We start from the raw sequence: 25,321 nt of genomic DNA, 5'->3' as shown, positions 1-25,321 counted from the left end.
GGTCGGGGGGAGCTCTTTGCCTACTTTCTGGCGGCCCAGAAAGTAGGTCGCCCGCCGGGGCGAAATCCCGGCACCACCCTTACCCACCAACCAACGCCCACAAGCAGCAATCAGGACAACAAACTCAATCCCAGACTCCGCTCCGCAAACCACACCAACGCCAACGCCGCTATCGCACTCGACCCCGCCGGCACGATCCACCGCCGGTAGGTCGGCCGGGCACGCAGCCACAGCGCCACCGGCAGCAGCACCGCCACCGCAGCCAGCTGGCCCAGTTCCACGCCGACGTTGAAGCCCAGCAAGGGCATCACGAGCTCGGCGCCGCGCAGGCCCAGGTCTTTCAGCGGCCCGGCAAACCCGACGCCATGCACGAGGCCGAAGAGCCCCACCATCGCCCAACGCGGGCCCGGCACGAAGGGGCGGATGTTGTCCAGCGCGGCCAGCAGCACGGTCAGCGCGATCAGCGACTCGACCCAACGCGACGGCGGGTCGATGGCACCGCCGGCGGCCAGGCCCAACGTGATGGAGTGGGCCAAGGTGAAGGCGGTGACGAGCTTGAGCGTCTCGACCACTGCGCTGCGTGAGCTGACCCGAGGAACCCAGCCCTTGCCGTCGCGACGCCAGACGGCCACGAGGATGAGCGTGGCGAGGAAGAGCAGGTGGTCAAGCCCGCTGGCGATGTGGGTCATGCCCTCGACGACGAAGCTGCCCAGGCCGGCGCCGCTGGCGCTGAGGGTCTGAGGGCCGGCGCCGGGCACCAGGACCAGAGGCTCGCCCGCCGCACCCACCAGGCGTGCCAGGCCGCGGTGGCCGGCGTCGGTGGCGGCGAACAGGCGGTAGTCGATGGCCAGGACCTGTACGGTCGCCGGGCAGCGCCAGCGCGTGACGAGCACGGCATGCATGCCGTCGCTGTGTTCGTCGAGCTGAGGCGTGCCGGCGCCCGTGGGCTGGCAGGCGGCGCCGTCGGCGGTGAAGCGCGCGCCGTCGGACGCGAGCCGTTCGATGTCGCCCCAGCGCGTGCGCACCTCGCCCCAGCTCAGGCTGCCGTCGCCATCGGCATCCAGCGCAAGATCGCGGTCAAGGTCGCGCAGCGCAACGTCCAGGCGCTGCTCGACGTCGACGCCGTCCACGCGAAAGCGCAGATAGGCCTCGCTGGACTGGTGGGCCCAGGCGCTGGCGCAGAACAGCAGCAGGATCAGTCCACGGATCACGAGTCGAGTTTCCCGTCGAGGGCGGCGAGGCGCGCATCTTGCCAGCCCAGCTCCCGCACGAAGCGCGCCAGTTCGCGGCGCGCCGGCTCGCCGTCGCGGCCGGCGGCCCGGGCGGCGCGCAGCAGTAGCACGGCGTCGGCCGGCTCGCGCTGCATGGCCCAGTTGGCCTGGGCCAGGCGCAGGGCCTCGCGCGGCTGCTGGCCCACGTCCAGCGCGAAGCGGGCCTGCTCGCGGGCATGCTTGCCGGGCTCGCGCCTGTCGGCGGCGGCCAGGCTGTCGCGCAGGCGGGCGGTGGGCGCTGCAGCGTCACGCTTGAGGCGGTGCAACGCGATGACGTGGCGCAGCAGCAGCGCATCGGCGTCGCTACCTTCGGTCAGCGCCAGCGCCTCGGCATTGCGGCCCTGGTCCAGCAGCCAGTCGGCCAGCGCGGCGCGGGTGTAGACCTCGTCGGCGCCCACGAGGGCCTGGCGGTAGAGGCCGAGCGCGGCGGCGTCTCCCATGCGCTCGGCCAGCTCGGCGCGCATCAGCGCCAGCCAGGGCAGAACGGTGCGACCGGGGTTGAGCCGGGCGAGCACTTGAGCCGCGCCGGGCGCCTTGCCGGTGAGGCTGTCCAGTTCGGCCAGGCAGGCGTTGGCTGGCAAGGGCGCTAGCAGCACCAACTGCTCGCACAGCGCGCGCGCCTGCGGCAGCTCGGCGCGCAGCTGGTGGATGGCGGCGGTGTCGAGCAGTGCCTGGGCGCGCAGTTCGGGGCTCAGATCGTCACGCGCCAGCAGGCCGCGCAGGTGGACCAGCCCGCCGTCGAAGTCATGCCGTGCCTGCAGCACGCGGGCGCGCAGCAGCACAGCTTCGGCCGGCGCGTCCGTGCGCGTCCACCAAGGCGCCAGTGCGGCCTGGGCGGTGCCCAGTTCGCGCGGGTCGCCCAGCACGCGGGCGCGGTCCAGCGCGGCGCGGGCGGCGGCCAGCGCCAGTGGCAGCTGGGCGGGGTCGCGCGCCAGGGCCGTGCGGCGCGTGCGCTCGGCGGCGTCTACCCGGTAGGGCAGGCGCTGCACGACCTCGGCGTCGCTCTTCGGTGTGAAGGGCTCGGCCGGCGCCGCGAGCGGCACTGCCAGCGCCAGGGCGAGCAGCGCCCGCAGGCTCATATCGTGATCGGCTCGTCGGTCTCGGACGTGGCCAGATCGCCGGTCGGCAGCGTCAGCGGCTCGCTGGTCTCATCGATAAAGCTCTGCCCGTTCAGATAGCTGACGAGAGCGGTAGACGAGGCGATGGCGCTGTCCGGCACGGCGGTCGGCGCTGCGGGTGGCGGCGGCGGCGTGTAATCAGACCCACCGCCGCAGGCGACGAGAGCGAGGCTGGCGGCCGCAGCCGCCGCCATGGTCAACAGGGTACGCATGGCGGCCTCCTTCACTTGGTGCCCGGGATGGGCGTGTTGAGGTAGGGGAAGCCGCTCATCAGCGGCACGACGGCCTGGTCGACCGCATCATGCAGCTTGAAGGCGGTGGCACCCAACGGCACGGCGGACGGCTTGCAGGCGGCGCCAAAACCGAGCTTGTCGGTGTCGCCGTTGGCCACGCACAGGCCGCCCATCACGGCCACCAGCGAGATGTCGACGACGTCGTCCTTGGGGCGGCGGCCGTTGGGGTAGCCGGCGTTGTCGGTGCCGCCCGCGAGGATGTTGCCGACGATGCCGAGGCGGTTCTGCTGCGCGAAGGCCACCGGCGCGATGGCCGTGTTCAGGCGCAGCATCTCGGACGGCGTGAGCGTGGCCAGCTGGTTGACGCCCTTGATGCCGGTCAGGAAGGTCGTGACCAGGTCGTTACGTGGGAAGTTGGTGGGCGCCGTGTTGGGCAGGGCCAGCGCGATCTCCAGCAGCGCGGGCAGCGTCGGGTTGGTCACGTAGTCGGCGAACTGCGTATCGCCGCTGGGCTTGGAGGCGTTGAACTTGTCCTTGTCCTTCAGGCCGATGACGACCTCGTTGACCAGGGGCATGCCCAGGCGCGAGACCTGCACCCAGGCGCCTCCAGCCTTCTCGGCCGTCTGGTGGCCCGAGGCGGGCTTGGGGTCGAGCAGGCGGCCCTGGCGCAGGCTGGCCGTCGTCCAGCCGCCGATGACGTCGCTGCCGGCACTCTTCAGGCAATCCTTGTGCACTTCCAACGCCAGCGTGGTGACGTTCTTGTCGCCGATGGTGTTGGGCGCGGCATTGATCAACGACGGGTCGGTGATGACCGAGACCGGCGCGTTGACCAGGTCGAAGATGGTGCCGAGGTTGACCGCAAACGGGTCCTGGCGCTGGCCGACGAAGACCTTCGCCGGCGTTGCGCAGCCGGGGATGGTGATGGGGTAGACATGCCTGGCCGCATAGGCCGGGTAGTCGGCAATCGTCTTCTTGCCGATGTTGTCGACCGGCTTGTCGAAGGTGGTGGCGCCGCTGGTGGCGTGGGCCACGGCCTGGGCGGTGCCGCTGCGGCGGTCGCCGCGCACCACGGTCACCGTGTAGCTCTCGTTGAGCTGCAGGTTCGCGTCTTTGACGTTGGACACGGCGCCGGCCTGAATCAGCGGGATCCCGACCATCTTGCCGCCGACGCTCAACGAAACACCGGCGCCACTGTTGGCCAGCCGGTTCTTGAAGCGGAACTGGAAGCTGATGTCTTCCTTGGCGTCGCCGCTGTTGTCGATGTGGATCTCGTAAAGCGCGTTCGGGTCCAGCGCGAAGTAGTTGGGGCCGCCGTAGCCGTCCTGCAGCGGCAGGTAGTTGGCGATCAGCGTGACCATGCCGTCGCGGCCGGTCTCGTAGCTGCGAAACATGTAGAAGTCCGTCGCGTCGACCTTCGGCACGGTCGTCAGGAAGGGTGCTTCGCGGTGGCTGGAGGCTTGGGCGCCAGCGGCCAGGCAGACGAGCGCCGTGGCCATGGCGCTGCGGGTGAGTCGGGCATTCATGGGGGGCATCCTGTGGGGCGATACCGGCTTGGCATCTGCTGGGCTTTACGCCGCCACATCGCATCCGGATTCACCCGGTGTGACGAATCGCCCGCCGCCCCCCTAGCAACACAATGCCGGTTCTTCGAGGAGAACCCATGCCCCGTTTCCGCATTGCCGCCATCGCGGCCGCCTTGCTGTGCCTGACCAGCGCCACGAGCGCCCTGGCCGGCACCAGCGGCTTCTACCGCCAGCCCGCCCTGCAGGGCGACACCGTCTATCTCGTGGCCGAGGGCGATCTCTGGCGAGTCAATTCACAGGGCGGCGAAGCCCAGCGGCTGACGACGCACAACGGCCTGGAAGGCCAACCCGCCGTGTCGCCCGACGGCCAGTGGCTGGCCTTTACCGGCCAGTACGACGGCGGCACCGAGATCTACCTGATGCCCGTCACCGGCGGCCCGCCGAAGCGGCTGACGTGGGAAGGCGGCGGCATGCGCGTCTGGGGCTTCAGCGCGGCCGGCGAAGTCATCTACACCAGCCTGGACGCCCGCCCCGGCGCCCAGCTGTTTGCGCTCGACGTGAAGACCGGACAGCGCCGCCAGCTGCCCGTGGGCCAGGGCAGCGACGGCGCACTGAGCGCCGACGGCAGGACGCTCTACTTCACCCGCAGCGGCCTGCGCAGCGACAACGCACGCCAGTACCGCGGCGGCGCCATCGCGCGGCTGTGGGCGCTGGACCTGACGGACAAGTCCGAGGCCCGCCCGCTGGTGGCCGAAGGCAACAACGACCGCCGCCCCCTGCCCTATCGCGTGGGCAACGTCGAGCGCATTGCCTTCCTGTCGGACCGCGACGGCACGGTCAACCTGTGGTCGGTCAACGCGCTGGGCATCGACCTGCGCCAGCACACCACGCACAAGGGCTGGGACATCCGCCATGCCAGCATCGACGGCAGCCGTGTCGTCTACGCGCTGGGGGCCGATCTCTACACACTGGACCTTGCCCAAAGTGCCGAACCGAAGAAGCTGGCCATCAGCCTGGGCGGCGACTTCGACCAGCAGCGCGAGCGCTGGGTCAAGAAGCCACAGGACTTCCTGACCGACACCTCCTTCGCGCCCAACGGCGAGCGCGTGCTGCTGGCCGCGCGCGGCCGCCTCGCCACGCAGGGCGTGCAGGCGCTGCGCCGCGCCGAGCTGCCGCAGCCGGCCGATGGCCGCTGCCAGAAAGGCGAGTTCAGCAGCGACAGCAAGAGCGTGTTCGCCATCTGCGACTTCAGCGGCGAGCAGGAGATCTGGCGCTTTGCGGCCAACGGCACCGGCCAGCCCGAGCGCATCACTAGCGGCGCGCCAAATGCGACGGTCACGCAGCGCCGCAGCCTGCTGCCCTCGCCCGACGGCCGCTGGCTGGCGCACACGGACAAGGAGGGCGTTCTTTGGCTGACCGATGTGAAGACCAAGGCCACACGCGAGATCGCCCGCAGCGGCTTTGGCGGCACGCCACAGCTTCAGTCCTGGAGCCCCGACAGCCGGGCCCTCGCCTGGACGACGCCGCTGCGCCACGCCGACCGCAGCCAGCTGCAGCTGCATAACCTGGCCGACGGCCGCACCCACACGCTGACCAGCGACCGCTACGACAGCGACGCCGCGACCTTCAGCCCCGACGGGCAATGGCTCTACTTTGCGTCCGAGCGCAACTTCGCGACCACCGGCAACCCCAGCCCCTGGGGTGACCGCAACACCGGGCCCTTCCTGGCGTTTCGCAGCAAGCTCTATGCGCTGGCGCTGCAACCCGGCCTGCGCTCGCCCTTCGCGGCCAAGGACGAGCTGGAGTCGCCCACGGAGAAAAAGGCCGAGGAGCAGCGCGCCGAGGACCGCAAGGCCACCGACAAGGAGCCGACGGAGCGCAAGCCTGACGCCAAGGACAGCAAGGACAGCAAGGACAAGGCGGACGACAAAAAGCCCGCTGCCGCAGACAAGAAGGGCAAGCCGGCCATCGTCTTCGAGGGCCTGGCCGGGCGCCTGCATGAGCTGCCCGTGTCCGCCGGCAACTACCGCAGCCTGCGCGCGGATGGCAAGCGCCTGTGGTTCCTGGACCAGGACCTGGAGCGCAAGACCCAGCTCAAGTCCATCGCCATCGACAACCAGGGCGGCCCGGCCGAGATCCTGGCGCATGACGTGCGCGGCTATGACATCAGCGCCGACGGCAAGAAGCTGATGCTGATGCGCAACCAGGGCCAAGCCCAGGGCGCAGCGCCCGAGGTGCTGATCGTCGACGCAGCGCCCAAGCTGCCCACCGAACTGGCCAAGCTGACCGTGCGCTGGAGCGACTGGCAGATCGCCACTCAGCCGCGCGCCGAGTGGAAGCAGATGTTCGGCGACGCCTGGCGCATGCAGCGCGACTACTTCTACGACAAGGACATGCACGGCGTCGACTGGGTCGCGACCCGAGCCAAGTACGAGCCGCTGGTGGACCGCGTGACGGACCGCTTCGAACTGGCGGAGCTGATGGCGCAGATGGTGGCGGAACTCGGTGCGCTGCACAGCCAGGTCGGCCCCGGCGACACGCGGCCGTCACCGGACGAGCCAGGTCTTGCCGGCCTGGGCGGGCGCTTCTCCAAGGCTCCGGGCGGCTGGCGCATCGACGCCATCTACGGCTTTGAAGCGGAGCTGCCCGCCGAGGCCCCGCCGCTGGCCACGCCCGCCGTCAACCTGAAGGTCGGCGACGTCATCACCCACATCAACGGCCGCCCCACCGCTGAGGCGCCGCACATCCTGGAACTGCTGCGCGGCCAGGCCGGCCGGCAGGTGTTGCTGGACGTGAAGCAGGCCGATGGCAAGACGGTGCAGCGCATCGCCACGCCGGTGGCGCAGACGCGCGAGAACCAGCTGCGCTACAACGACTGGCGCGTCAGCCGCGCCCGCGCGGTGGAGCAGGCCGGCCAGGGCCGCATCGGCTATGTGCATCTGCGCGCGATGGGCGCGGCGGACATTGCCGACTTCGTGCGCGAGTTCTACGCCGCCAGCGACCGCGACGGCCTCGTCATCGACGTGCGCTACAACAACGGCGGCAACATCGACAGCTGGATCCTGGAGAAACTGCTGCGCCGCGCCTGGGCCTTTTGGCAGCCGCGCTCACCGTCTGGCAGCAGCGTGCGGCCAAACATGCAGAACGTCTGGCGTGGTCACACGGTCGTGCTGATGAACGAGGACACCTACAGCGACGGCGAAACCTTTGCCGAAGGCTTCAAGCGCCTCAAGATCGGCCCCGTCATCGGCAAGCGCAGCTCGGGCGCGGGCGTGTGGCTGTCCGACCAGAACCGCCTCATCGACAACGGCATCATGCGTGCCGCCGAGAATGGCCAGATCGACGCCGAAGGCCGTTTCCTCATCGAGGGCGTGGGCGTGACGCCGGACATCGAAGTCGACAACCTGCCGCGCGCCACGGCCATGGGGCAGGATGCGCAGCTGGATGCGGCGATTGCCGAGCTGAAGCGGCGCATTGCCGAGCAGCCGGTGCCGGTCGTGAAGCCGGGGCCCTACTTGAGGCCCGTGAAACCCTGAGAGAAAACATGGCCAAGACTTTGAAAGCCCCGCAGACCGCCGCCGAATGTGCGGCGCAGGAAGCCACCCTCGTGCTCGACCGCCTGACCGCGGCAGACGCCATGGGCATCGGCCAGTCCATCCTCGCGCTGGCGCTGGAATGGTTCCCGGGCCGGCCGGTGGCCATCCACCTGGAGACCGACGACCATCCCCTGTTCGTCTACTTCATGGACGGCACCAATGCCGGCAACGCGGACTGGATCATCAAGAAGAAAAACGTCGTCCGCCGGTTTGGCTACAGCTCGTTCAGGGTGCGGTTGGAGTTCCTGGAACGCAAGGTCAACTTCCATGCCGAGACCGGGCTGGACCCGGTGCTCTTCCAGGCCGAAGGCGGCGCCGTGCCGCTGGCCGTGCGCGGCAAGGGCCGGGTGGGCACGATGATCGTTTCAGGCCTGGACGGTTGGGAAGACCATGCGCTCGCGGTCGGCGGGCTTGAGCTGTGGAACAGCCACAAGATCGCGTCGGGTCGGGCAGGTTGACGTCAGGCTCGGCTCTACGGGTCAGAACTCGTCAACGGTGTCGCGCTGCGTAGGCGGCGGCGACGCCCGTTCGAACACCCACTCGCCGCCGTTGACACGGCCACTCAGCACACGCGCGTGCCGGCCACCGAAGCTGCGGTCATCGCAGGCGTGGAACGAGGTCCACGAGACCGTATAGGCCACGGCGATACCGTCAGTCGACGTTTCCACCCCGGTCACGGTGACTGCCGCGAGCTGCGCCAGCTCGTCGAACTCGACGACGCTGAGGTCCAGCGCGAGATCAAGGCCGCCGCTCGCCACCCGCTCATCGAAGTAGCCACGCAACTCCGCGCCCGGCACGGGCATGGCCACGCGGATGTGGTCGGCCAATCCGCTCTCAGCTCAGCACGACCCGCGCGAACTTGCGCTTGCCGACCTGCAGCACATGCTCGCCGGCGTCGAGCTTCAGGCCCTTGTCCGACAGCACCTCGCCTGCGCGGCGCACGCCGCCTTGCTCGACCATGCGCAGACCTTCGCTGGTGGACGCCACCAGGCCCGCCGCCTTCAGCACCTGGGCCAGGCCCATGGGCGCACCGCTCAGCTGCACCTCGGGGATCACATGCGGAATGCCGCCGCGCGCCCGGTTGTTGAAATCGGCCTCGGCCGCATCCGCCGCCGCCGCGCTGTGGAAGCGCGCGGTGATCTCCTTGGCCAGCGCGACCTTGGCGTCCTTCGGGTTGCGCCCGCCTTCGATCTCGGTCTTCAGCGAGGCAATCCCGCCAATGGACTTGAACGACAGCAGCTCGTACCACTTCCACATCTGCACGTCGCTGATCGACAGGATCTTGGCGAACATCGTGTTCGGCGCTTCCGTGATGCCGATGTAGTTGTTCTTAGACTTGGACATCTTCTCGACGCCGTCCAGCCCCTCCAGCAACGGCATGGTCAGGATGCACTGCGGCTCCTGGCCGTACTCCTGCTGCAGGTGGCGGCCCATCAGCAGATTGAACTTCTGATCGGTGCCGCCCAGTTCCAGGTCCGCCTTCAGAGCCACAGAGTCATAGCCCTGCATCAGCGGGTAGAGGAACTCGTGCACCGAGATCGGCGTCTGCGCCGCGAAGCGCTTGGTGAAGTCGTCGCGTTCCATCATGCGCGCCACCGTGTACTTGGCCGCGAGCTGGATCAGCCCGGCCGCGCCAAGCGGCTCGCTCCACTCGGAGTTGTAGCGAATCTCGGTGCGCGCCGGGTCCAGCACCAGCTTGGCCTGGGCGTAATAGGTCTCGGCGTTGGCCTGGATCTGCTCCTTGGTCAGCGGCGGGCGGGTCGCGTTGCGGCCGGACGGGTCGCCGATCAACGAAGTGAAGTCGCCGATCAGGAAGATGACCTGGTGACCCAGGTCCTGCAATTGGCGCATCTTGTTCAAGACGACCGTGTGACCGACGTGGATGTCCGGTGCCGTCGGGTCCAGACCGAGCTTGATGCGCAGCGGCACGCCTGTCGCGGCCGAACGGGCCAGTTTCTTCGTCCATTCCGCCTCTGGCAGCAACTCCTCCACGCCGCGGCGAGTGACGGCCAGCGCCTCCAGGACGGCATCGGTGACGGGAAATTTCGGGGAATCGGACATTGGCGACTCGCCAGCTTGTTAGAAGCTGGGCGAAATTGTTAAGTTGTTGATCTATCGGGGTTAACCGGTGTGTCAAGTAGGACGACGCCGTTAGAATTCACCCTCGAGTCGGGGGTGTTGTTTTTCAACACGCCCGGAATGGATTTTAGGGCCGCCACGGGTGCGGCCCTTCGCGTGGAACCGGCCCGGCCGGGATTGCCCCAGCGACAACCCCGGGATGCCGAGAGTGACCGTAGTCCAGAGACACCTTCAGCAGTTCAAAAACGTCCTCGGCAGCGCCGAGTCCTTCGCCGCTCGCCACCCTCGCACACTGACCGCCTCGGTCGTCAGCCTGCTGAGCTGTTTCGCGGTGACCGCCTTCGGCATCGCCCCCCTGGCCCCCGACGCTGCGGCCCTGCCCAAGCGCACGCTGGTCGAGATGCTGGACACACCCAGCATCGAAGCCCAGCTCGACGAACTCGCCGCCCACCGCATCGGCCTGACCCGTTCTGAGGCCACCCGCTCCAGCGACACGCCCGACAGCCTGCTCAAGCGCGCCGGCGCCTTCGACCCCGCCGCCGCCGCCTTCCTGCGCGCCGACCCCCTCGCCCGCCGCGTGCTGCAAGGCCGCGCCGGCAAGATGGTTCATCTGACGGCCGACGCCTCCGGCCAGGTGCAGAAGATCGTCGTGCGCTTCCCGGCCGAAAAGGTCGAGCAGCAGGGAAGTCACTTCACCCGCCTGACGATCGAGCGCGACGGCGCCCGCTTCACCGCCCGCACCGAGACCGCGCCGCTGCAGGCCCAGGTCGCGCTGGGCAGCGGCGGCATCCGCACCTCGCTGTTCGCCGCGACGGACGACGCCAACATCCCCGACGCCATCGCCTCGCAGATGGCCGACATGTTCTCCGGCGACATCGACTTCCACCGCGAACTGCGCAAGGGCGACCGCTTCAGCATCGTCTACGAGACCCTGACCGCCGACGGCGAGCCCATCACCTGGGACGGCGGCGTCGGCCGCCTGCTGGCCGGCGAGTTCACGAACAACGGCCGCACCTACTCGGCCGTCTGGTTCAAGGACAGCGCCTCGGGCAAGGGCAGCTTCTACGGCTTCGACGGCCAGAGCAAGCGCCGCGCCTTCCTGGCCAGCCCGATGGAGTTCTCGCGCATCACCAGCGGCTTCGCGATGCGCTTTCATCCCATCCTCAACACCTGGCGCCAGCACAACGGCACTGACTACGGCGCCCCCACCGGCACGGCCGTCCGCTCCGTAGGCGATGGCAGCGTCGAGATGGCCGGCTGGCAGAACGGCTTCGGCAACGTCGTGCATGTGCGCCACAGCGGCGACCGCACCACCGTCTACGCCCACCTGAGCAAGATCGACGTGAAGAAGGGCCAGCGCATCGAGCAAGGCCAGCGCCTGGGCGCCGTCGGCTCCACCGGCTGGGCCACCGGCCCGCACCTGCACTTCGAGTTCCGCGTCGGCGGCCGCCACATGGACCCGCGCGTCATCGCCCGCGCCTCCGAGGCCATCACCCTGCCCAGCTACGCCAAGGCGCAGTTCCAGCAGACCGTCGCCAGCGTGAAGACCCAGCTGTCAGTCGCGGAAACGATGGATGGCGTCTCTGCCGCTGACTGAAGCCGGCCAGCTCTATATCGGGCTGATGTCGGGCACCTCGCTCGACGGCATCGACGGGGTTTTGTTCGACGCGGAACGGCTGGCCGTCACGGGCCATGTTCACGCGCCCTTTTCGCCCGCTCTTCGCGATGAGCTGCTGGCGTTGAACACGCCCGGCGACAACGAACTGCACCGCGCCGCACTGGCGGCCAATGGCGTCGCGCGTGCCTATGCCGACGTCGTCGCGCAATTGCTCGAAGCGACCGGCACACGGCGCGACCAGGTTGCCGCCCTCGGCGCTCATGGCCAGACGGTGCGGCATCGCCCGGACGGCATAGCGGGCTACACGACGCAGCTCCTCAACGGCGCCCTGCTGGCCGAACAGTCAGGCATTGACGTCGTCTGCGACCTGCGCAGCCGCGACGTCGCCGCCGGCGGTCAGGGCGCGCCGCTGGTGCCGGCCTTTCACCGTGCCGTCTTCGGTGCCGAAGGCCGGGACACCGCCGTGCTGAACCTGGGTGGCATCAGCAACCTCAGCCTGCTGTTCGCCGACGGTCGCACTGGCGGCTTCGACTGCGGCCCCGCCAACTGCCTGATGGACGGCTGGATCGCCCGCCATCTGGGCAAGGCCTACGACGCCGACGGCGCCTGGGCCGCCACGGGCCGCGTGTCCCTGGCGCTGCTGTCCACGTTGCTGGCCGAGCCCTTCTTCGCGCAGCCACCGCCCAAGAGCACCGGCCGCGACCTCTTCCAACTCGGCTGGCTTCAGGCCCGGCTCATTCCCGGCCTGGCGCCGAAAGACGTGCAAGCCACGCTGCTGGAACTGGCCGCGCGCTGCGTGGCCGATGCGCTTGTCGCCCAGGCGGCTGAGGCGAAATCGCTGATCGTCTGCGGCGGCGGCGCGTTGAATGGGCGGCTGATGCAGCGCCTCTCCGACCTGCTGCCCGGCGTCACGGTCGAGTCCAGCACTGCACGCGGCCTGCCGGTCGATCAGGTCGAAGCGGCTGCGTTTGCGTGGCTCGCCATGCGCTTCAAAACAAAACGGCCGGGCAATTTGCCGGCCGTCACGGGAGCCGCTGGGCTCCGGGTGCTCGGGGCGTTGTACCCGAGCTGAAGACTTTCCGGGACAGACCGCCGCAGCGAAGCGGCTAGCTCTGCCCCGACTGATCAGAGTCAGGCCGAGAAGCTCGACCCACAACCGCAGGTCGACGTGGCATTCGGGTTCTTGATGACGAACTGGGCGCCCTGCAGATCTTCCTTGTAGTCGATCTCGGCGCCCATCAGGTACTGCAGGCTCATCGCGTCGATCAGCAGCGTCACGCCGTTCTTGCTCATCTGCGTGTCGTCGTCGTTCACCGCCTCGTCGAAGGTGAAGCCGTATTGGAAGCCCGAGCAGCCGCCGCCTTGCACGAACACGCGCAGCTTCAGCTCCGGGTTGCCTTCTTCGGCCACCAGGTCGCGCACCTTGTCGGCGGCGCTGTCGGTGAAGACGAGTGGCACGGGAATGTCGGTGACGGGGGTATCAAGCACGGCGCTCATGGCGAGGCTCCTGTGAATCTGTCCAGAGACGAATATGGGGATTGTCCGCGCAAATACAAAAGGCCGCTTTGAGCGGCCTTTTGATGCAGCAGCGCAGAAATTAACGCTTGCTGAACTGCTTCCTGCGACGAGCGCCGTGCAGACCGACCTTCTTACGCTCGACTTCACGCGCGTCACGCGTGACGAAGCCGGCGCGGCTCAGTTCGGGCTTCAGGGTTGCGTCGTAGTCGATCAGCGCGCGGGTGATGCCCAGGCGCAGCGCGCCGGCTTGGCCGGACTCGCCACCGCCATGCACGTTCACCTTGATGTCGAAGGCTTCGCCATTGTTCGTCAGCAGCAGGGGCTGCTTGGCGATCATGATCGAGGTCTGACGACCAAAGTAGGTGTCAATGGCTTTGCCGTTGACGATGATCTGGCCCGTGCCCTTCTTCATGAAGACGCGAGCGACCGACGACTTGCGACGGCCCGTACCGTAATTCCAGTTTCCGATCATGGCCGTTCCTTAGATCTCGAGAGCCTTGGGCTGCTGGGCGGTATGCGGGTGCGTCGGGCCTGCGTAGACCTTCAGCTTCTTGACCATGGCGTAACCAAGCGGGCCCTTGGGCAGCATGCCCTTGACGGCCTTTTCCAGCGCGCGGCCGGGGTGCTTGGCTTGCATGTCCTTGAACTTCGTGGCGTAGATGCCACCGGGGTAGCCGCTGTGACGGTAGTACACCTTGTCGGTGGCCTTGTTGCCGGTCACACGGAGCTTTTCCGCATTGACGATGACGATGAAATCACCGGTATCCACGTGAGGCGTGTAAATGGCCTTGTGCTTGCCGCGCAAACGGAGTGCCACTTCGCTGGCAACACGTCCGAGCACCTTGTCGGTGGCGTCAATCACAAACCACTCGTGCGTCACATCAGCCGGCTTGGCGCTGAAGGTCTTCATGAGTTGCTTTCGCTGTGCCGGCTCTTCAAAAGAGCCAGCAGTATTGGCTGAATTCGACTGCCCTCGGTGCTGTGTCATGAATGCACAACCTCTCGGACAGCTCAGCGCACATGCGTGCGCCGCGTCTTTCCCGCAGCCTGTTGACGGAAAAGCCCACGAGTGTAGCAGCGTCAGCCATGGTTTGAAAGTGCGAGGCACGTTAACCTAGCCAAGCCGACCGGCAACGCCATGCCACGCAAACCACCCACCACCCCCGCCGACCCGTCCGCCGAACCCGCGACAGACTGGGATCGGGCGCTGTCGGTCTTCGGCCCGGCGCCGCCACCGGCCTCGCCCCCAGCCGCGCCCGCGGGCCCGCTGGTCAGCGCCCGGGCGGCGCTGGAGCGGCTGTCGACCTGGGTGCCCATCCGGTCGCTCGCGCGCCGCCACCGCCGCCGCATCATCGACCACCTGCTGGCCATGGAGCCGCGCGACCGCTACCTGCGCTTCGGCTACGCGGCGTCGGACGAGCAGATTCAGAAATATGCGCTCGGCATCGACTTCAACCGCGACGAGGTGCTGGGCATCTTCAACCGGCGACTGCAGCTCGTGGCCCTGGCCCACCTGGCCTATGGCGAGCCCCCGCCGGGTGACCCGACCCGCACGATGGCGGAGTTCGGCGTTTCCGTGCTGCCCGAGTCGCGCGGCCGGGGCCTGGGGCGGCGGCTGTTCGCGACCGCCGCGCTGCACGCCCGCAACCGCGGCATCGACACCCTCTTCATCCACGCGCTGAGCGAGAACCGCCCCATGCTGCGCATCGCGACCGCTGCCGGCGCCATAGTCGAGCGGGATGGCGGCGAGTCGGCGGCCTATCTGCGGCTGCCGCCGGACTCCTTCGGTTCCCAGGTCGAACAGGCCCTGGAACGGCATCTCGGCGAACTTGATTTCCAGTTCAAGCGCCAGGCCCAGGTGCTGAACGACTTCGTCGACAGCGTGGCCGAAGTCAAGGCGCATTTCGATGGGTCGGGGCGTGCCGCCAAGGAGTAAAGCCCCCCTGTTCGAAGCCCCCTCAGACTGGGGGCGTGGGGAATACCGAGTAATTGCCTGTCGCTTGATTGCGCTACATTGAACTCCTAATGCGCCGCAAATCCGTCGGCGACGACGCCCCAACTCCCAAGGGACATGCCGTACGCCATCTATTGGATCGCCGCGCTGGCTGTTTGCGTGCTGGGCCTGGCCATCAGCCTGGTCTGGGCGCTGCGCCGGCCTGCGTACGCCAATAGAGGCTTGCCTGCGGAGTGGTCACTCACAGCACGACCGGTGTTCACGAGCGATGAGCGCCGCGTCTTCCGCCTGCTGCGCGAGGCCCTGCCCCACCACGTCGTCCTGTCCAAGCTGCCGTTGGTGCGCTTTTGCCAGCCGACGGAGGCCAAGGAAGTGCGCTATTGGTTCGACCTGCTCGGTGCCTCCCATGTGACCTTTGCAGTCTGCAGCCCCAATGGGCGCGTGCTGGCCGCCATCGACCTGGAAGGTGAGCGCGGTGTCACGCCGCGCAGCTTGCAGATCAAGCATGCCGTGCTGTCCGCCTGCCGCGTGCGCTATCTGCGCTGCGCAATGGACCAGTTGCCCAGCATCGCCGAGCTGCAGCTGCTCGTGCCTCAGGGCAGCAACCCGCGCGGCCCGCTGCCGGCGCCGGCGGCCGCCGCCAGCCTGCCCCGGCGCCGCAGCAGCCTGGGCATGGGCGGTGGCGGTGGCGAGGACGAATTCGGCAGCGACTGGGGCCAGTTCTCGCAGCCCCTGCCGCTATGGCAGGACGCCGGTGTTTTTAGCGGCGGCAACGGCAATGGCAATGGCGAGCGCGAACCACACTACGGCGAACGCCAGCCGCGCATGCCGGCCCAGCATCACGGCCACCACGTCGAACGCCGCGCAACACCCCAACGCAGCCTCGACACCGCGCGCTACAACCCGCGCAGCCTGCCCGTGCTGGACGATGCCGATGACGAGGCCATGATGGACGACATCGTCGGCGTCGTCGTCGACGCGCCGCGCTACGCGACCCAGCGGCCCCGTCGGAGCTAGGGTCTGGGTTCACCTTTCGACCGGCGACACTCGCCGGATGCATCAAGCAAGCCCTGATCTCAGCTTCGGCGACCTGACGCCGGAGTTCATGCTCGACGCCCTCGAAGCCGCCGGCCTGCGCGCGGACGGCCGCATGCTGCAGCTCAATTCCTTCGAGAACCGCGTGCTGATGCTGCACCTGGAGGACGGCGGCGCTGCTGTCGCCAAGTTCTACCGACCAGGACGCTGGAGCGATGCGCAGATCCTGGAGGAACACGCCTTCGCCACCGAACTGGCCGCCGCCGAGGTGCCCGTGGCCGCGCCCTGGACACTGGGCAACGGTGCAACGCTTTTTCACTACCAGGGCCAGCGCCTGGCCGTGACGCCGCGCCAGGGCGGGCGCGGGCCGGAGCTGGAAGATCCCGAGGTGCTGCGCTGGATAGGCCGACTGCTGGCCCGGCTGCATGGTGTCGGTCGCGCCCAGCCTTTTGCCGAGCGCCTGACCTGGGCCAGCGCCGCGCCGGCCCAGGCTGCGCGCGACTGGCTGATCGGCCATGAAGCCATCCCGCCCGAAACCGCCGGCAGCTGGGACGACGCCGCGCGCCGCTGCATAGACAGCATCCAGGCCGCCTTCGACAGCCTGCCCGGATTGAAGCTGACGCGTCTGCATGGCGACTGCCACCCCGGCAACATTCTCTGGATGCCCGACCGCGGGCCGCACTTCGTCGACCTGGACGACGCCGTCATGGGTCCGGCCGTGCAGGACCTGTGGATGCTGCTGCCAGGTGCCAGCGAGACGCCTGATGCCGCCCGCCGCCAGCTCAACGCCGTGCTCGACGGCTATGAGCAGATCGCCGAGTTCGACGACCGTGAACTGCGCCTCATCGAGCCGCTGCGCACCATGCGCATGATCCACCACAGCGCCTGGCTGGCCCGCCGCTGGGGCGACCCGGCCTTTCCGGCCGCCTTCCCGTGGTTCGGCACGCCCAACTACTGGATGGACCAGGCCGCCCTGCTGCGCGAGCAAGTAGAGGCGATGCGGCCCAAGGACGCGCCGCCGGTGGTGGTGCGCAACGAGGACGTTGTGGACTTCGACGGCGACGGCTTCGCCTAGCCCTTGCGGCGGCGCACCGCGCCCGGCGTCACGATGCTCAGCGTCACCGGCTGGTCGTTCCGCAATACCTGGCTGTAGGTCGTAGGCACGGCCTGCCATCCCGATGGGACCAGATGTGGGGCGAGAGTTGCATGGCGGCTCTCGGGGAAGGGCGTGAAATGCTAGCGGCGAGCGGGGGTCGATAGCCAAAAATACTGGATATACATACAGTATTGTGGTCTGATTCAAGCTCCAGTTTCTTCCCCGCTCCACTTGCTTCGGTCATGTTGTTCCCCGCTGCCAACACCCCTGCCAACCCGCCGCCCTTGGGGCCGCTGCCACCCGCCAGCGCGCGCGGTCGGTTGGCGCTAGAGGCACACCTGGAAGGCCGTCTGTGGCGCGGCAGCAGCCTGAGCACCTCGGCTGACCCGATGCTGCCCAGCGGCTTCGCGGCGCTGGACGCCGAGCTGCCCGGTGGCGGCTGGCCGCTGCGGGCCGTCACCGAGCTGCTGACGCCGCAAGCCGGCGTGCTGGAGTGGCGGCTGCTGGCGCCGGCCCTGCGTGGCTGGTGGGCTCAGCAGGCGCTGCCGGCTGCCGTCCCAGGCCGACGGGCGCGTGGGGCATCGCCGGTGCTGCGCGCGCTGCTGCTCATCAACCCGCCGCACACGCCGCACCTGCCGGGCCTGCAGGCGCTGGGGCTGCCGCCGTCGGCGCTGGTCTGGGTGTCAGCCGGCACGCCTGCTCAGGCGCTCTGGGCGGCGGAACAGGCCATCAAGTCGCGCGTGGCCATGCTGGCCTGGCTGCCCGAGGCGCGGCCGGAGCAGATTCGGCGCTTGCAGGTCAATGCGCTGAGTTCGGACGCGCCGGCCTTTCTGGTGCGGCCGGCGCGTGCGGAACAGCAGTCTTCCGCTGCGCCGCTGCGCCTCGTCGTACAGCCCGGCGATGGCTGGGGGTTGAAAGTGCATCTGCTCAAGCGCCGCGGGCCGGCGCATGAGGGCTGGCTGGCCCTGCCCGCCGTGCCGGGCGCGGTGGAGCCGCTGCTGACGGCGGCCAAGCGCAAGCCTCAGCCTGCACCGGCTCCCCTACCCGCGCCCACGCCGGCCAGCCCCCCGACGGAGCGCCCCCATGCGCTGGCTCGCGCTGTGCTGCCGGCCTGATGCACCGGCCGGCGACGCCGACGCCCTGGGCTGGCTTGCGCTGAGCTTCACGCCGCGCGTCGCCCGGCTGGAGGAGGCGGTCGTGGCCGAGGTGTCGGCCAGCCTGCGGCTGTTCAGCGGCGCGCGGGCCTTGCGGCAGAAGCTGCAAACCGATGCCGAGCAGCTTGGCCTGAACGTGGGCGCCATGGCCTGGGCACCGACCGCGCTGGCCGCGCTGGCGTTGGCGCGCTGCCCCGACGCACCGCACGCGGGGCGCCTGAGCGAGCGCCTCGATGCGCTGCCGCTCGCAGCCCTCAGCGCCGCCCAGGCCCACCACGCCATGCTGGCCCGCCTGGGTTGCCGGCATCTCGGCGAACTGCGCCGGCTGCCGCGTCCGGCCCTGGCCAAGCGCTTCGGCCCCGCGCTGCTGACGGCGTTGGACCGGGCCTATGGCGACCTGCCCGAAGCGCACAGCTGGCTGACGCTGCCCGAGCGCTTCAGCGCGCGACTGGAGCTGCCTTACCGTGTCGAGCACGCGCCCGTGCTGCTGCACTTTGCTGAAGAGCTGCTGCGCCAGATGTGCGCCTTCCTGGCTGCGCGCCACGCCGGCGTGCGTGCGCTGCGGCTGGCCTGGCAGCACGACGCGATGCGGGCCCGCGACGTGGCCGACGGCGGCGAACTGACCGTGGCCACGGCCGAGACGACGCGCGACCTGCGCCGCCTGACACGCCTGCTGGCCGAACACCTGGCCCGCACGACGCTGGCCGCGCCGGCCGGGGATATCCGCCTGAGCGCCGATACCGTGCTGCCGCTGGAGGAAGGCAGCAGCAGCCTGCTGCCGGGCCCGGCCGACCCGCAGGAACGCACGACGACGAACGCGCTGCTGGAGCGGCTGTCGGTGCGGCTGGGAGCAGACCATGTGCGGGAAGGCCGGCTGCATGAGGATCACCGCCTTGCCGAGATGCAACGCTGGCAGCCCTGGCCCGCGCCGCCCAAGTCACCCGCTTCAGCGCCCGTGCGCCGCCCACCGGGGCCGCAGCCCACCTGGCTGGTCGAGCCGCCGCAGCCGCTGCGCTGCGATGCGCAGGAACAGCCGCTGTACGCGGGCCCGCTGACGCGCGTCAGCGGGCCGCACCGTGTCGAGGCTGGCTGGTGGGAGGGGCGCGCCGGGCTGCAAACGCGCGACTACTTCGTCTACAGCAGCGCGGCACGCGGGCTGCTGTGGGTCTATCACGAGCGGTTTCGCGACGCCACTTCGAGCGCTTCGGAATGGTTCCTGCACGGGGTGTTCGCATGAGCCCACCCATGTCGGACCGCGACGAGCGTCGGGCGGCGCTGCGCCAACAAGGCATGGCCTCCGAGGCCGACCTGCGTCGCGCCGCCGACGGGCCGCAGCTTCGCCCGGGGCGCGTGCCCGCCCAAGTGCCACGCTATGCCGAGCTGCACTGCCTGTCGGCGTTCAGCTTCCTGCGCGGCGCGTCGGAGCCGGCCGAGCTGGTGGAGCGCGCGTGCAGCCGCGGCTACGAGGCCCTGGCCATCACCGATGAGTGTTCGCTGGCGGGCGTCGTGCGAGCGCACAAGCAGCTGCGGGAGATGAGAGAGGCGGCTCATCACGCCTTGAAGGAAGCCGCGCGCGAAGCCGGTCTGCCGACCGATGACGACAGCATTGCGCAGCCGCGGCTGATGCAGCTGCTGATCGGCAGCGAGTTTCTCGTCCGCGATGACGCCGGCACGCCGCGCTTCAAGCTCGTGCTGATCGCGCAGAACCTCCATGGCTACGGCAACCTCAGCCAGTTCATCACGCAGCTGCGCCGCGCCAGCCAGGTGAAGGGCGAGTACACGCTGCACTGGCGCCAGATCGCACCCGAACGGCTGGCCGACTGCCTGGCCCTGCTCGTGCTGCCGCGCGACGCGGGCGATGCCGAACTGCTGGCGCCCGCGCAATGGGCGCTGCAGCATTTCACTGGCCGCGCCTGGCTCGCCGTCGAATTGCTGCGCGAGGCCAGCGACGCGCTGTGGCTGCAGCGGCTGCAGGCACTGTCCGATGAGACGGCATTGCCTCTGGTCGCCGCAGGCGACGTGCATTTCCACGTGCGCTCGCGCAAGGCGCTGCAGGACGTGATGACGGCCACCCGCCTGGGTCGCACGGTGGCCGAGTGCGGCTTCGATCTGCAGCCCAATGCCGAGCGCCACCTGCGCAGCCGGCAACGCATCTCGCAGATCTACCCGCCGGCGCTGATGGCCGAGACGCTGCACATCGCCGCCCGCTGCACATTCAGGCTTGAAGAGATCAGCTACCAGTACCCGAGCGAGGTCATCCCTGCGGGCCTCACGGCCATGCAGCACCTGCGCGCGCTGACCTACGAAGGCGCGGCCAGACGCTGGCCCGATGGGTTGACAGACGTGTGGCGCAATCGCATCGAGCACGAGCTCACCTTGATCCAGGAGCTTCGCTACGAGCACTACTTCCTGACCGTGGCCGACACGGTGAGGTTCGCGCGCAGCCAGGACATCCTTTGCCAAGGTCGCGGCTCGGCGGCCAACAGCGTTGTCTGCTATTGCCTCGAAATCACCTCGGTCGACCCGGCACAAAGCACGCTGCTGTTCGAACGCTTCATCAGCCGTGAGCGCAACGAGCCTCCCGACATCGATGTCGATTTCGAGCACGAGCGCCGAGAGCTGGTCATCCAGTACCTCTATGAAAAATACGGTCGCGACCGCGCTGCGCTGACAGCGGTCGTCATCTGCTACCGGCCCAAGAGTGCCATCCGCGATGTCGGCAAGGCGCTGGGCTTCAGCGAGGAGCAACTCGACGTCATGAGCAGCGACCACAGCGGCTGGTCCACCCAGGTGCTGCCCGAGGAGCACCGCGTCGCGCTGCTGCAAAAGCTCGGCCTGCCGGGCGACGACCCGCGCCTGCAACAGCTCATCACGCTGGGCCGCCAGCTCAACGGGCTGCCGCGCCACCTCTCCCAACACGTCGGCGGCTTCGTGTTGACCGAGGGCCTGCTGGAACGCCTCGTGCCCATCGAGAACGCGACGATGAAGGACCGCAGCGTCATCGAATGGGACAAGGACGACATCGACGAGCTGAAGATGATGAAGGTCGACGTGCTGGCGCTGGGCATGCTGACTGCGATCAAGCGCTGCTTCAATCTCCTCAAGCCGTTGCGGGGCCTGACTCACGAGTTGGCCAGCATCCCGCAAGATTGCACGCAGACCTACGACATGATCTGCAAGGCCGACACCATCGGCGTCTTCCAGATCGAGAGCCGTGCGCAGATGTCCATGCTGCCGCGGCTGCGGCCACGCGAGTACTACGACCTCGTCATTGAGGTCGCCATCGTGCGGCCCGGCCCGATCGAGGGCGGCATGGTGCATCCCTATCTGAAGAACCGCGCCCTGCCCGAGAGCCAGATCCACTATCCAAAGGGTTTGGAGACCGCGCTCAAGCGCACGCGCGGTGTGCCCATCTTCCAGGAACAGGTCATGCAGGTCGCCATGATCGCGGCGGGCTTCTCGGCCGGTGAGGCCGATGAACTGCGGCGCGCCATGGCCTCATGGAAGAAGCCCGGCGTGCTCGACAAGTACTACGGCAAGGTCGTCAAGGGCATGCGTGAACGCGGTTACCAGGACGAGTTCGCCGAGCGCATCTTCAGCCAGATCAAGGGCTTCCAGTCCTACGGCTTCCCCGAGTCCCACGCTGCCAGCTTTGCATTGCTCACCTACGTCAGCTCCTGGCTCAAATGCCACGAGCCGGCGGCCTTCCTGTGCGCGCTGCTGAACTCGCAGCCGCTGGGCTTCTACAGCCCCAGCCAGCTCGTGCAGGACGCGCGCCGGCATGACATCGAGGTGCGGGCCGTCGACGTCAACCACAGCGATGCCGACAGCACGCTCGAACTTCGCGACGGCGAGCACCAGCCTGCCGTTCGGCTTGGCCTGCGCCTCGTCAACGGGCTGGGGCAAGAGTCCGCCAAGCGCATCGAGGCCGCACGCCAACGCGACGGCCTCTTCGCCCATCCGCAAGACCTGGCCCACCGCGCCCGCCTCAGTCAGCAGGACATGCAGCAGCTGGCCGCCGCCGACGCACTGACCAGCCTGGCCGGCCATCGCCGCCAGCAGGTCTGGCAGGCGTCGGCCCTGCACGCGATGCCGGCGCTACTGCAAGGCAGCCTGCTGCCCGAGGACGACCTGGCGCTGCCCGCCGCCGCCGAGGGCGAAGAGGTGCTGTGGGACTACGCCGCCACCGGCCTGACGCTGCGCCGCCACCCGCTGGCCCTGCTGCGTCCGCGCCTGGCCCGGCAAGGCCTCCTGTCGGCGCAGCAGCTCGACGCCGTCAAGAGCGGCCGCCGCGCCAAGGCCTGCGGCATCGTCACCGGGCGGCAGAAGCCGCAAACGGCCAAGGGCACCCTCTTCGTCACGCTGGAAGACGAGACCGGCAATGTGCAGGTCATCGTCTGGCCCAAGGTCTACGAAGAAAACCGCAGCACCATTCTCGGTGCGCGGCTGCTCGCCGTCGAAGGCGTGTGGCAACGTGGTGATGGCGATGTGCGCCACCTGCTGGCGCAGCGCTTTACAAATCTCAACCCGCTGCTGGGCCGATTGCCGACAGAGAGTCGGGACTTTCGGTGACGTCCGACACGTCCAACACCGATCCCGGTGTAAGTTGCACCCAGGTCACCCGACTCATCCGCTATCCGAGAGCGAAAGCCCCATCCATGCTGATCCGAATTCCCGACGCCCACGAGCCCCTGCCCAGCGAGATCACGCCGCGCTCGGTCTACCTCAACCGCCGCAACGCCCTGGCTGGGCTGGGTCTCGCTGCCGCATCGCCGCTGGCGCTGGCCCAGTCGGCGCCGGGCGGCGGCAAGCTGGCCAAGCTGCCGGGCGCACGCTCGGCCGTGGCGGGCGGCATGGTGCTGGACAAGCCCACCGCCTATGCCGACGCGACCTCGTACAACAACTTCTACGAGTTCGGCACCGACAAGGCCGACCCCGCGCAGCGCGCCCACACGCTGAAGACGCGGCCATGGACGGTGGCCGTCGAAGGCGAATGCGCCAAGCCGGGCAGCTACGACATCGACGCGCTGCTCAAGCTCAGCGCCCAGGAGGAGCGCATCTACCGCCTGCGCTGCGTGGAGGGCTGGAGCATGGTCGTGCCCTGGGTGGGCTACTCGCTGTCCGAACTGATCAAGCGAGCGGAGCCCACGTCCAAGGCCAAGTTCGTCGAGTTCACGACGCTGGCCGACCGTTCCCAGATGCCCGGCCTGCGCTCCGGCGTGCTGGACTGGCCCTATGTCGAGGCCCTGCGCATCGACGAAGCCATGCACCCGCTGGCGCTGCTGACCTTCGGCATGTACGGCGAGGTGCTGCCCAACCAGAACGGCGCGCCGGTGCGCGTGGTGCTGCCCTGGAAATACGGCTTCAAGTCGGCCAAGAGCATCGTCAAGATCCGATTCGTCGAGAAGCAGCCGCGCAGCAGCTGGGAGCAGAGCGCGCCGCAGGAGTACGGCTTCTATTCCAATGTGAACCCCAACGTGCCGCACCCGCGCTGGAGCCAGGCGGCCGAGCGCCGCATCGGCGAGGACGGCCTGTTCGCCAAGAAGCGGCCGACGCTGATGTTCAACGGCTATGAGGCGCAGGTGGGCCAGCTCTACGCGGGCATGGACCTGAAGAAGAACTACTGAAGCGATGAAGAAGCTGCTGTCGACGGCGCTGCTGAGCCGTGCCGCCAAGCCGCTGCTCTTCGTGCTCTGCCTGGCGCCGCTGGCCTGGCTGGTCTACGCGGCCTTCGCCAACCGACTCGGCGCCAACCCGGCCGAGGCGCTGATCCGCTCCCTGGGCGACTGGACGCTGCGCGGCCTGTGGCTGACGCTCACCATCACGCCGCTGCGCGAGTTGACGGGCCTGGCCGCGCTGGCGCGCTTTCGCCGCATGCTCGGCGTGTTCACCTTCTTCTATGCGTCGTTGCACCTGCTGGCCTATGGCTGGCTGGATCAAGGGTTGGAGCTGGACGTCATCGCCGCCGACATCGTCAAGCGGCCGTTCATCCTGATGGGCTTCACGGCCTGGGCGCTGATGCTGCCGCTCGCGGCCACCAGCTTCAACAAAGCCATCAAGAAGCTTGGCGCCAAACGTTGGCAGGCGTTGCACAAGCTGGTCTACGCGGTCTCTGTGATTGCGCTGCTGCACTTCATCTGGATGCGTGCCGGCAAGAACAACTTCGCCGAGCCGGCGATCTACGGCGCCCTCCTGGCGGTGTTGCTGGGCTGGCGAGTCTGGAAGCGAATCCGCAGGAATTGACCTCGGCTGGGATAATTCGCGGCTTTGCCCCCAGCCGCGCCCATGCCCAGCCCCCTCTCCATCGACGTAGCCATCCTCGGCGGCGGCCCCGCCGGCTGCAGCGCCGCGTCCTGGCTGGGCCAGATGGGCATGACGTCGCTGCTCGTCGAGCGTGAAACCCGGCTGTGCGCCGCGCTGGCCGGCCTCAACTTCGCGCAGGACTGGGTGCTGGGCGAGCCCGCCGCCCACCTGGCCGCCTTGGGCGAGCATTACGCCGCCCAGGCCCAGGCCACGCCCGGCCTGACGTTGCGCCTGGGCACCCGAGCTGAGTCGGCACGCCATGCGGCCGGCAGCTGGACGCTGCAGCTCGCCACCGGCGAGCATGTGCAGGCCCGCGCGCTGCTCGTCGCCACCGGCCTGCGGCTGTTGCGTCCGGCGCGCTATTTCGCCGTGCCGCACCCGCGCGTGCTGGACGCGGCCCAGTTGACGACCCGACGCGAGACCCTGCCCGCCGGCCGCGGTCTGCTGCTTGGCGCCGGCGACAACGCAGCCGAGAACGCCCTCTTCCTGGCCGACCGTGGCCATGACGTGACGCTGTGGGCGCGCGGCAGTTGGCGCGCGCAGATCCATCTCGCTGAGCGCGCCGCCGCCCACCCGCGCATCACGCTGCGGCTGGCGACGCAGCTGCCCGAGGCGCTGCTGCCCGACGAGGCTGGTGTCACCGTCGGCGCCGAGCGTTTCGACTTCGTCGCGGCACTGCTGGGCTTCGAGCCCGAGCCCTCGGCCTTCGCCTTGCTGGACGAAGCCTCGCGCCAGCGCGCCTTTGTCGCGGGCGACGCCAGCCGCCGCTGGCACCCCTGCGTGCAGACGGCGCTGGCCGACGGCGTGCAGGCCGCCAAGCAGA

Annotated in this window: 21 protein-coding genes and 1 pseudogene; 13 read left to right on the top strand and 9 right to left on the bottom strand. The window is 68.9% G+C overall.

Translation table 11 applies throughout. The annotated features are described in order from the left end of the window. Nucleotides 1–110: 110 nt before the first annotated feature. The 4 genes from AC0IZJ_RS10455 to AC0IZJ_RS10440 are packed head-to-tail and all read right to left on the bottom strand — an operon-like array spanning nt 111 to nt 4,145. Nucleotides 111–1,211 carry a HupE/UreJ family protein gene (locus AC0IZJ_RS10455; RefSeq protein WP_471849300.1) on the bottom strand — a complete coding sequence of 367 codons (1,101 nt, stop codon included), beginning with the start codon at nt 1,209–1,211 and terminating at the stop codon, nt 111–113. Further along, nucleotides 1,208–2,350 carry a hypothetical protein gene (locus AC0IZJ_RS10450; RefSeq protein ID WP_471849298.1) on the bottom strand — a complete coding sequence of 381 codons (1,143 nt, stop codon included), beginning with the start codon at nt 2,348–2,350 and terminating at the stop codon, nt 1,208–1,210. Before AC0IZJ_RS10450 ends, AC0IZJ_RS10455 begins: the two co-directional genes overlap by 4 nt. Next, a complete protein-coding gene (locus AC0IZJ_RS10445; protein ID WP_471849296.1) occupies nt 2,347–2,601 on the bottom strand; it encodes a hypothetical protein in 255 nt (84 codons plus the stop codon). Before AC0IZJ_RS10445 ends, AC0IZJ_RS10450 begins: the two co-directional genes overlap by 4 nt. 11 nt (nt 2,602–2,612) lie before the next feature. After that, nucleotides 2,613–4,145, bottom strand: coding sequence for a DUF4331 domain-containing protein (locus AC0IZJ_RS10440; protein WP_471849294.1), 1,533 nt, complete (start codon nt 4,143–4,145; stop codon nt 2,613–2,615). Between the two features lie 137 nt (nt 4,146–4,282). Between AC0IZJ_RS10440 and AC0IZJ_RS10435 the strand changes: the two genes are divergently transcribed. Together AC0IZJ_RS10435 and AC0IZJ_RS10430 are read left to right on the top strand one after the other, a co-directional pair. Further along, nucleotides 4,283–7,681 carry a S41 family peptidase gene (locus tag AC0IZJ_RS10435; RefSeq protein WP_471849292.1) on the top strand — a complete coding sequence of 1,133 codons (3,399 nt, stop codon included), beginning with the start codon at nt 4,283–4,285 and terminating at the stop codon, nt 7,679–7,681. An 8-nt stretch (nt 7,682–7,689) separates the two neighbouring features. Then, on the top strand, nt 7,690–8,199 hold the full coding sequence (locus AC0IZJ_RS10430; protein ID WP_471849290.1) for a heme-binding protein: 510 nt from the start codon (nt 7,690–7,692) through the stop codon (nt 8,197–8,199). Nucleotides 8,200–8,220: 21 nt separating this feature from the next. On the opposite strand, the gene AC0IZJ_RS10425 is transcribed toward AC0IZJ_RS10430, so the two are convergent. Next, on the bottom strand, nt 8,221–8,568 hold the full coding sequence (locus tag AC0IZJ_RS10425) for a hypothetical protein (RefSeq protein ID WP_471849288.1): 348 nt from the start codon (nt 8,566–8,568) through the stop codon (nt 8,221–8,223). A gap of 7 nt (nt 8,569–8,575) precedes the next feature. Continuing rightward, nucleotides 8,576–9,802, bottom strand: coding sequence for a tyrosine--tRNA ligase (tyrS, locus tag AC0IZJ_RS10420; protein WP_471849286.1), 1,227 nt, complete (start codon nt 9,800–9,802; stop codon nt 8,576–8,578). Between the two features lie 217 nt (nt 9,803–10,019). On the opposite strand from tyrS, the gene AC0IZJ_RS10415 reads away from it, so the two are divergent. Continuing rightward, a complete protein-coding gene (locus AC0IZJ_RS10415) occupies nt 10,020–11,417 on the top strand; it encodes a peptidoglycan DD-metalloendopeptidase family protein (RefSeq protein WP_471849284.1) in 1,398 nt (465 codons plus the stop codon). Beyond that, nucleotides 11,395–12,510, top strand: coding sequence for an anhydro-N-acetylmuramic acid kinase (locus AC0IZJ_RS10410; RefSeq protein WP_471849282.1), 1,116 nt, complete (start codon nt 11,395–11,397; stop codon nt 12,508–12,510). The genes AC0IZJ_RS10415 and AC0IZJ_RS10410 overlap by 23 nt, the downstream gene beginning before the upstream one ends. A gap of 59 nt (nt 12,511–12,569) precedes the next feature. Here the strand turns inward: AC0IZJ_RS10410 and erpA are convergent, their stop codons facing one another. The 3 genes from erpA to rplM form a co-directional block, all read right to left on the bottom strand. Next, nucleotides 12,570–12,935, bottom strand: a complete 366-nt coding sequence (gene erpA / locus AC0IZJ_RS10405; RefSeq protein ID WP_457426846.1) for an iron-sulfur cluster insertion protein ErpA — start codon at nt 12,933–12,935, stop codon at nt 12,570–12,572. Nucleotides 12,936–13,035: 100 nt separating this feature from the next. Next, entirely contained in the window at nt 13,036–13,428 is a 393-nt protein-coding gene (rpsI, locus tag AC0IZJ_RS10400) for a 30S ribosomal protein S9 (RefSeq protein ID WP_056262649.1), read from the bottom strand. Nucleotides 13,429–13,437: 9 nt separating this feature from the next. Continuing rightward, nucleotides 13,438–13,866, bottom strand: a complete 429-nt coding sequence (rplM, locus tag AC0IZJ_RS10395; protein ID WP_471849279.1) for a 50S ribosomal protein L13 — start codon at nt 13,864–13,866, stop codon at nt 13,438–13,440. A 228-nt stretch (nt 13,867–14,094) separates the two neighbouring features. Between rplM and AC0IZJ_RS10390 the strand changes: the two genes are divergently transcribed. From AC0IZJ_RS10390 to AC0IZJ_RS10350, 9 genes and pseudogenes are all read left to right on the top strand, one after another. After that, a complete protein-coding gene (locus tag AC0IZJ_RS10390) occupies nt 14,095–14,892 on the top strand; it encodes a GNAT family N-acetyltransferase (protein WP_471849278.1) in 798 nt (265 codons plus the stop codon). Nucleotides 14,893–15,027: 135 nt separating this feature from the next. Then, nucleotides 15,028–15,927, top strand: coding sequence for a DUF2726 domain-containing protein (locus tag AC0IZJ_RS10385; protein WP_471849276.1), 900 nt, complete (start codon nt 15,028–15,030; stop codon nt 15,925–15,927). A 37-nt stretch (nt 15,928–15,964) separates the two neighbouring features. Then, a complete protein-coding gene (locus AC0IZJ_RS10380; RefSeq protein ID WP_471849274.1) occupies nt 15,965–17,020 on the top strand; it encodes a serine/threonine protein kinase in 1,056 nt (351 codons plus the stop codon). A 263-nt stretch (nt 17,021–17,283) separates the two neighbouring features. Next, entirely contained in the window at nt 17,284–18,156 is an 873-nt protein-coding gene (locus tag AC0IZJ_RS10375) for a translesion DNA synthesis-associated protein ImuA (protein WP_471849272.1), read from the top strand. After that, nucleotides 18,125–19,432, top strand: coding sequence for a DNA polymerase Y subunit UmuC family protein (locus AC0IZJ_RS10370; protein ID WP_471849270.1), 1,308 nt, complete (start codon nt 18,125–18,127; stop codon nt 19,430–19,432). Before AC0IZJ_RS10375 ends, AC0IZJ_RS10370 begins: the two co-directional genes overlap by 32 nt. Beyond that, nucleotides 19,429–22,767, top strand: a complete 3,339-nt coding sequence (locus tag AC0IZJ_RS10365) for an error-prone DNA polymerase (RefSeq protein ID WP_471849268.1) — start codon at nt 19,429–19,431, stop codon at nt 22,765–22,767. The genes AC0IZJ_RS10370 and AC0IZJ_RS10365 overlap by 4 nt, the downstream gene beginning before the upstream one ends. Before the next feature lie 86 nt (nt 22,768–22,853). Beyond that, entirely contained in the window at nt 22,854–23,822 is a 969-nt protein-coding gene (gene msrP / locus AC0IZJ_RS10360; protein WP_471849266.1) for a protein-methionine-sulfoxide reductase catalytic subunit MsrP, read from the top strand. Between the two features lie 4 nt (nt 23,823–23,826). Continuing rightward, on the top strand, nt 23,827–24,438 hold the full coding sequence (locus AC0IZJ_RS10355) for a protein-methionine-sulfoxide reductase heme-binding subunit MsrQ (protein ID WP_471849264.1): 612 nt from the start codon (nt 23,827–23,829) through the stop codon (nt 24,436–24,438). A gap of 42 nt (nt 24,439–24,480) precedes the next feature. Beyond that, nucleotides 24,481–25,023 (top strand): annotated as a pseudogene (locus tag AC0IZJ_RS10350) (FAD-dependent oxidoreductase); the annotation flags it as partial. Between the last annotated feature and the right edge of the window lie 298 nt (nt 25,024–25,321).

The organism is Roseateles sp. AC306 (assembly GCF_979253795.1).
The sequence above is the reverse complement of the archived record's forward strand: the minus strand, read 5'-3'. Positions and strand labels throughout refer to the sequence as shown.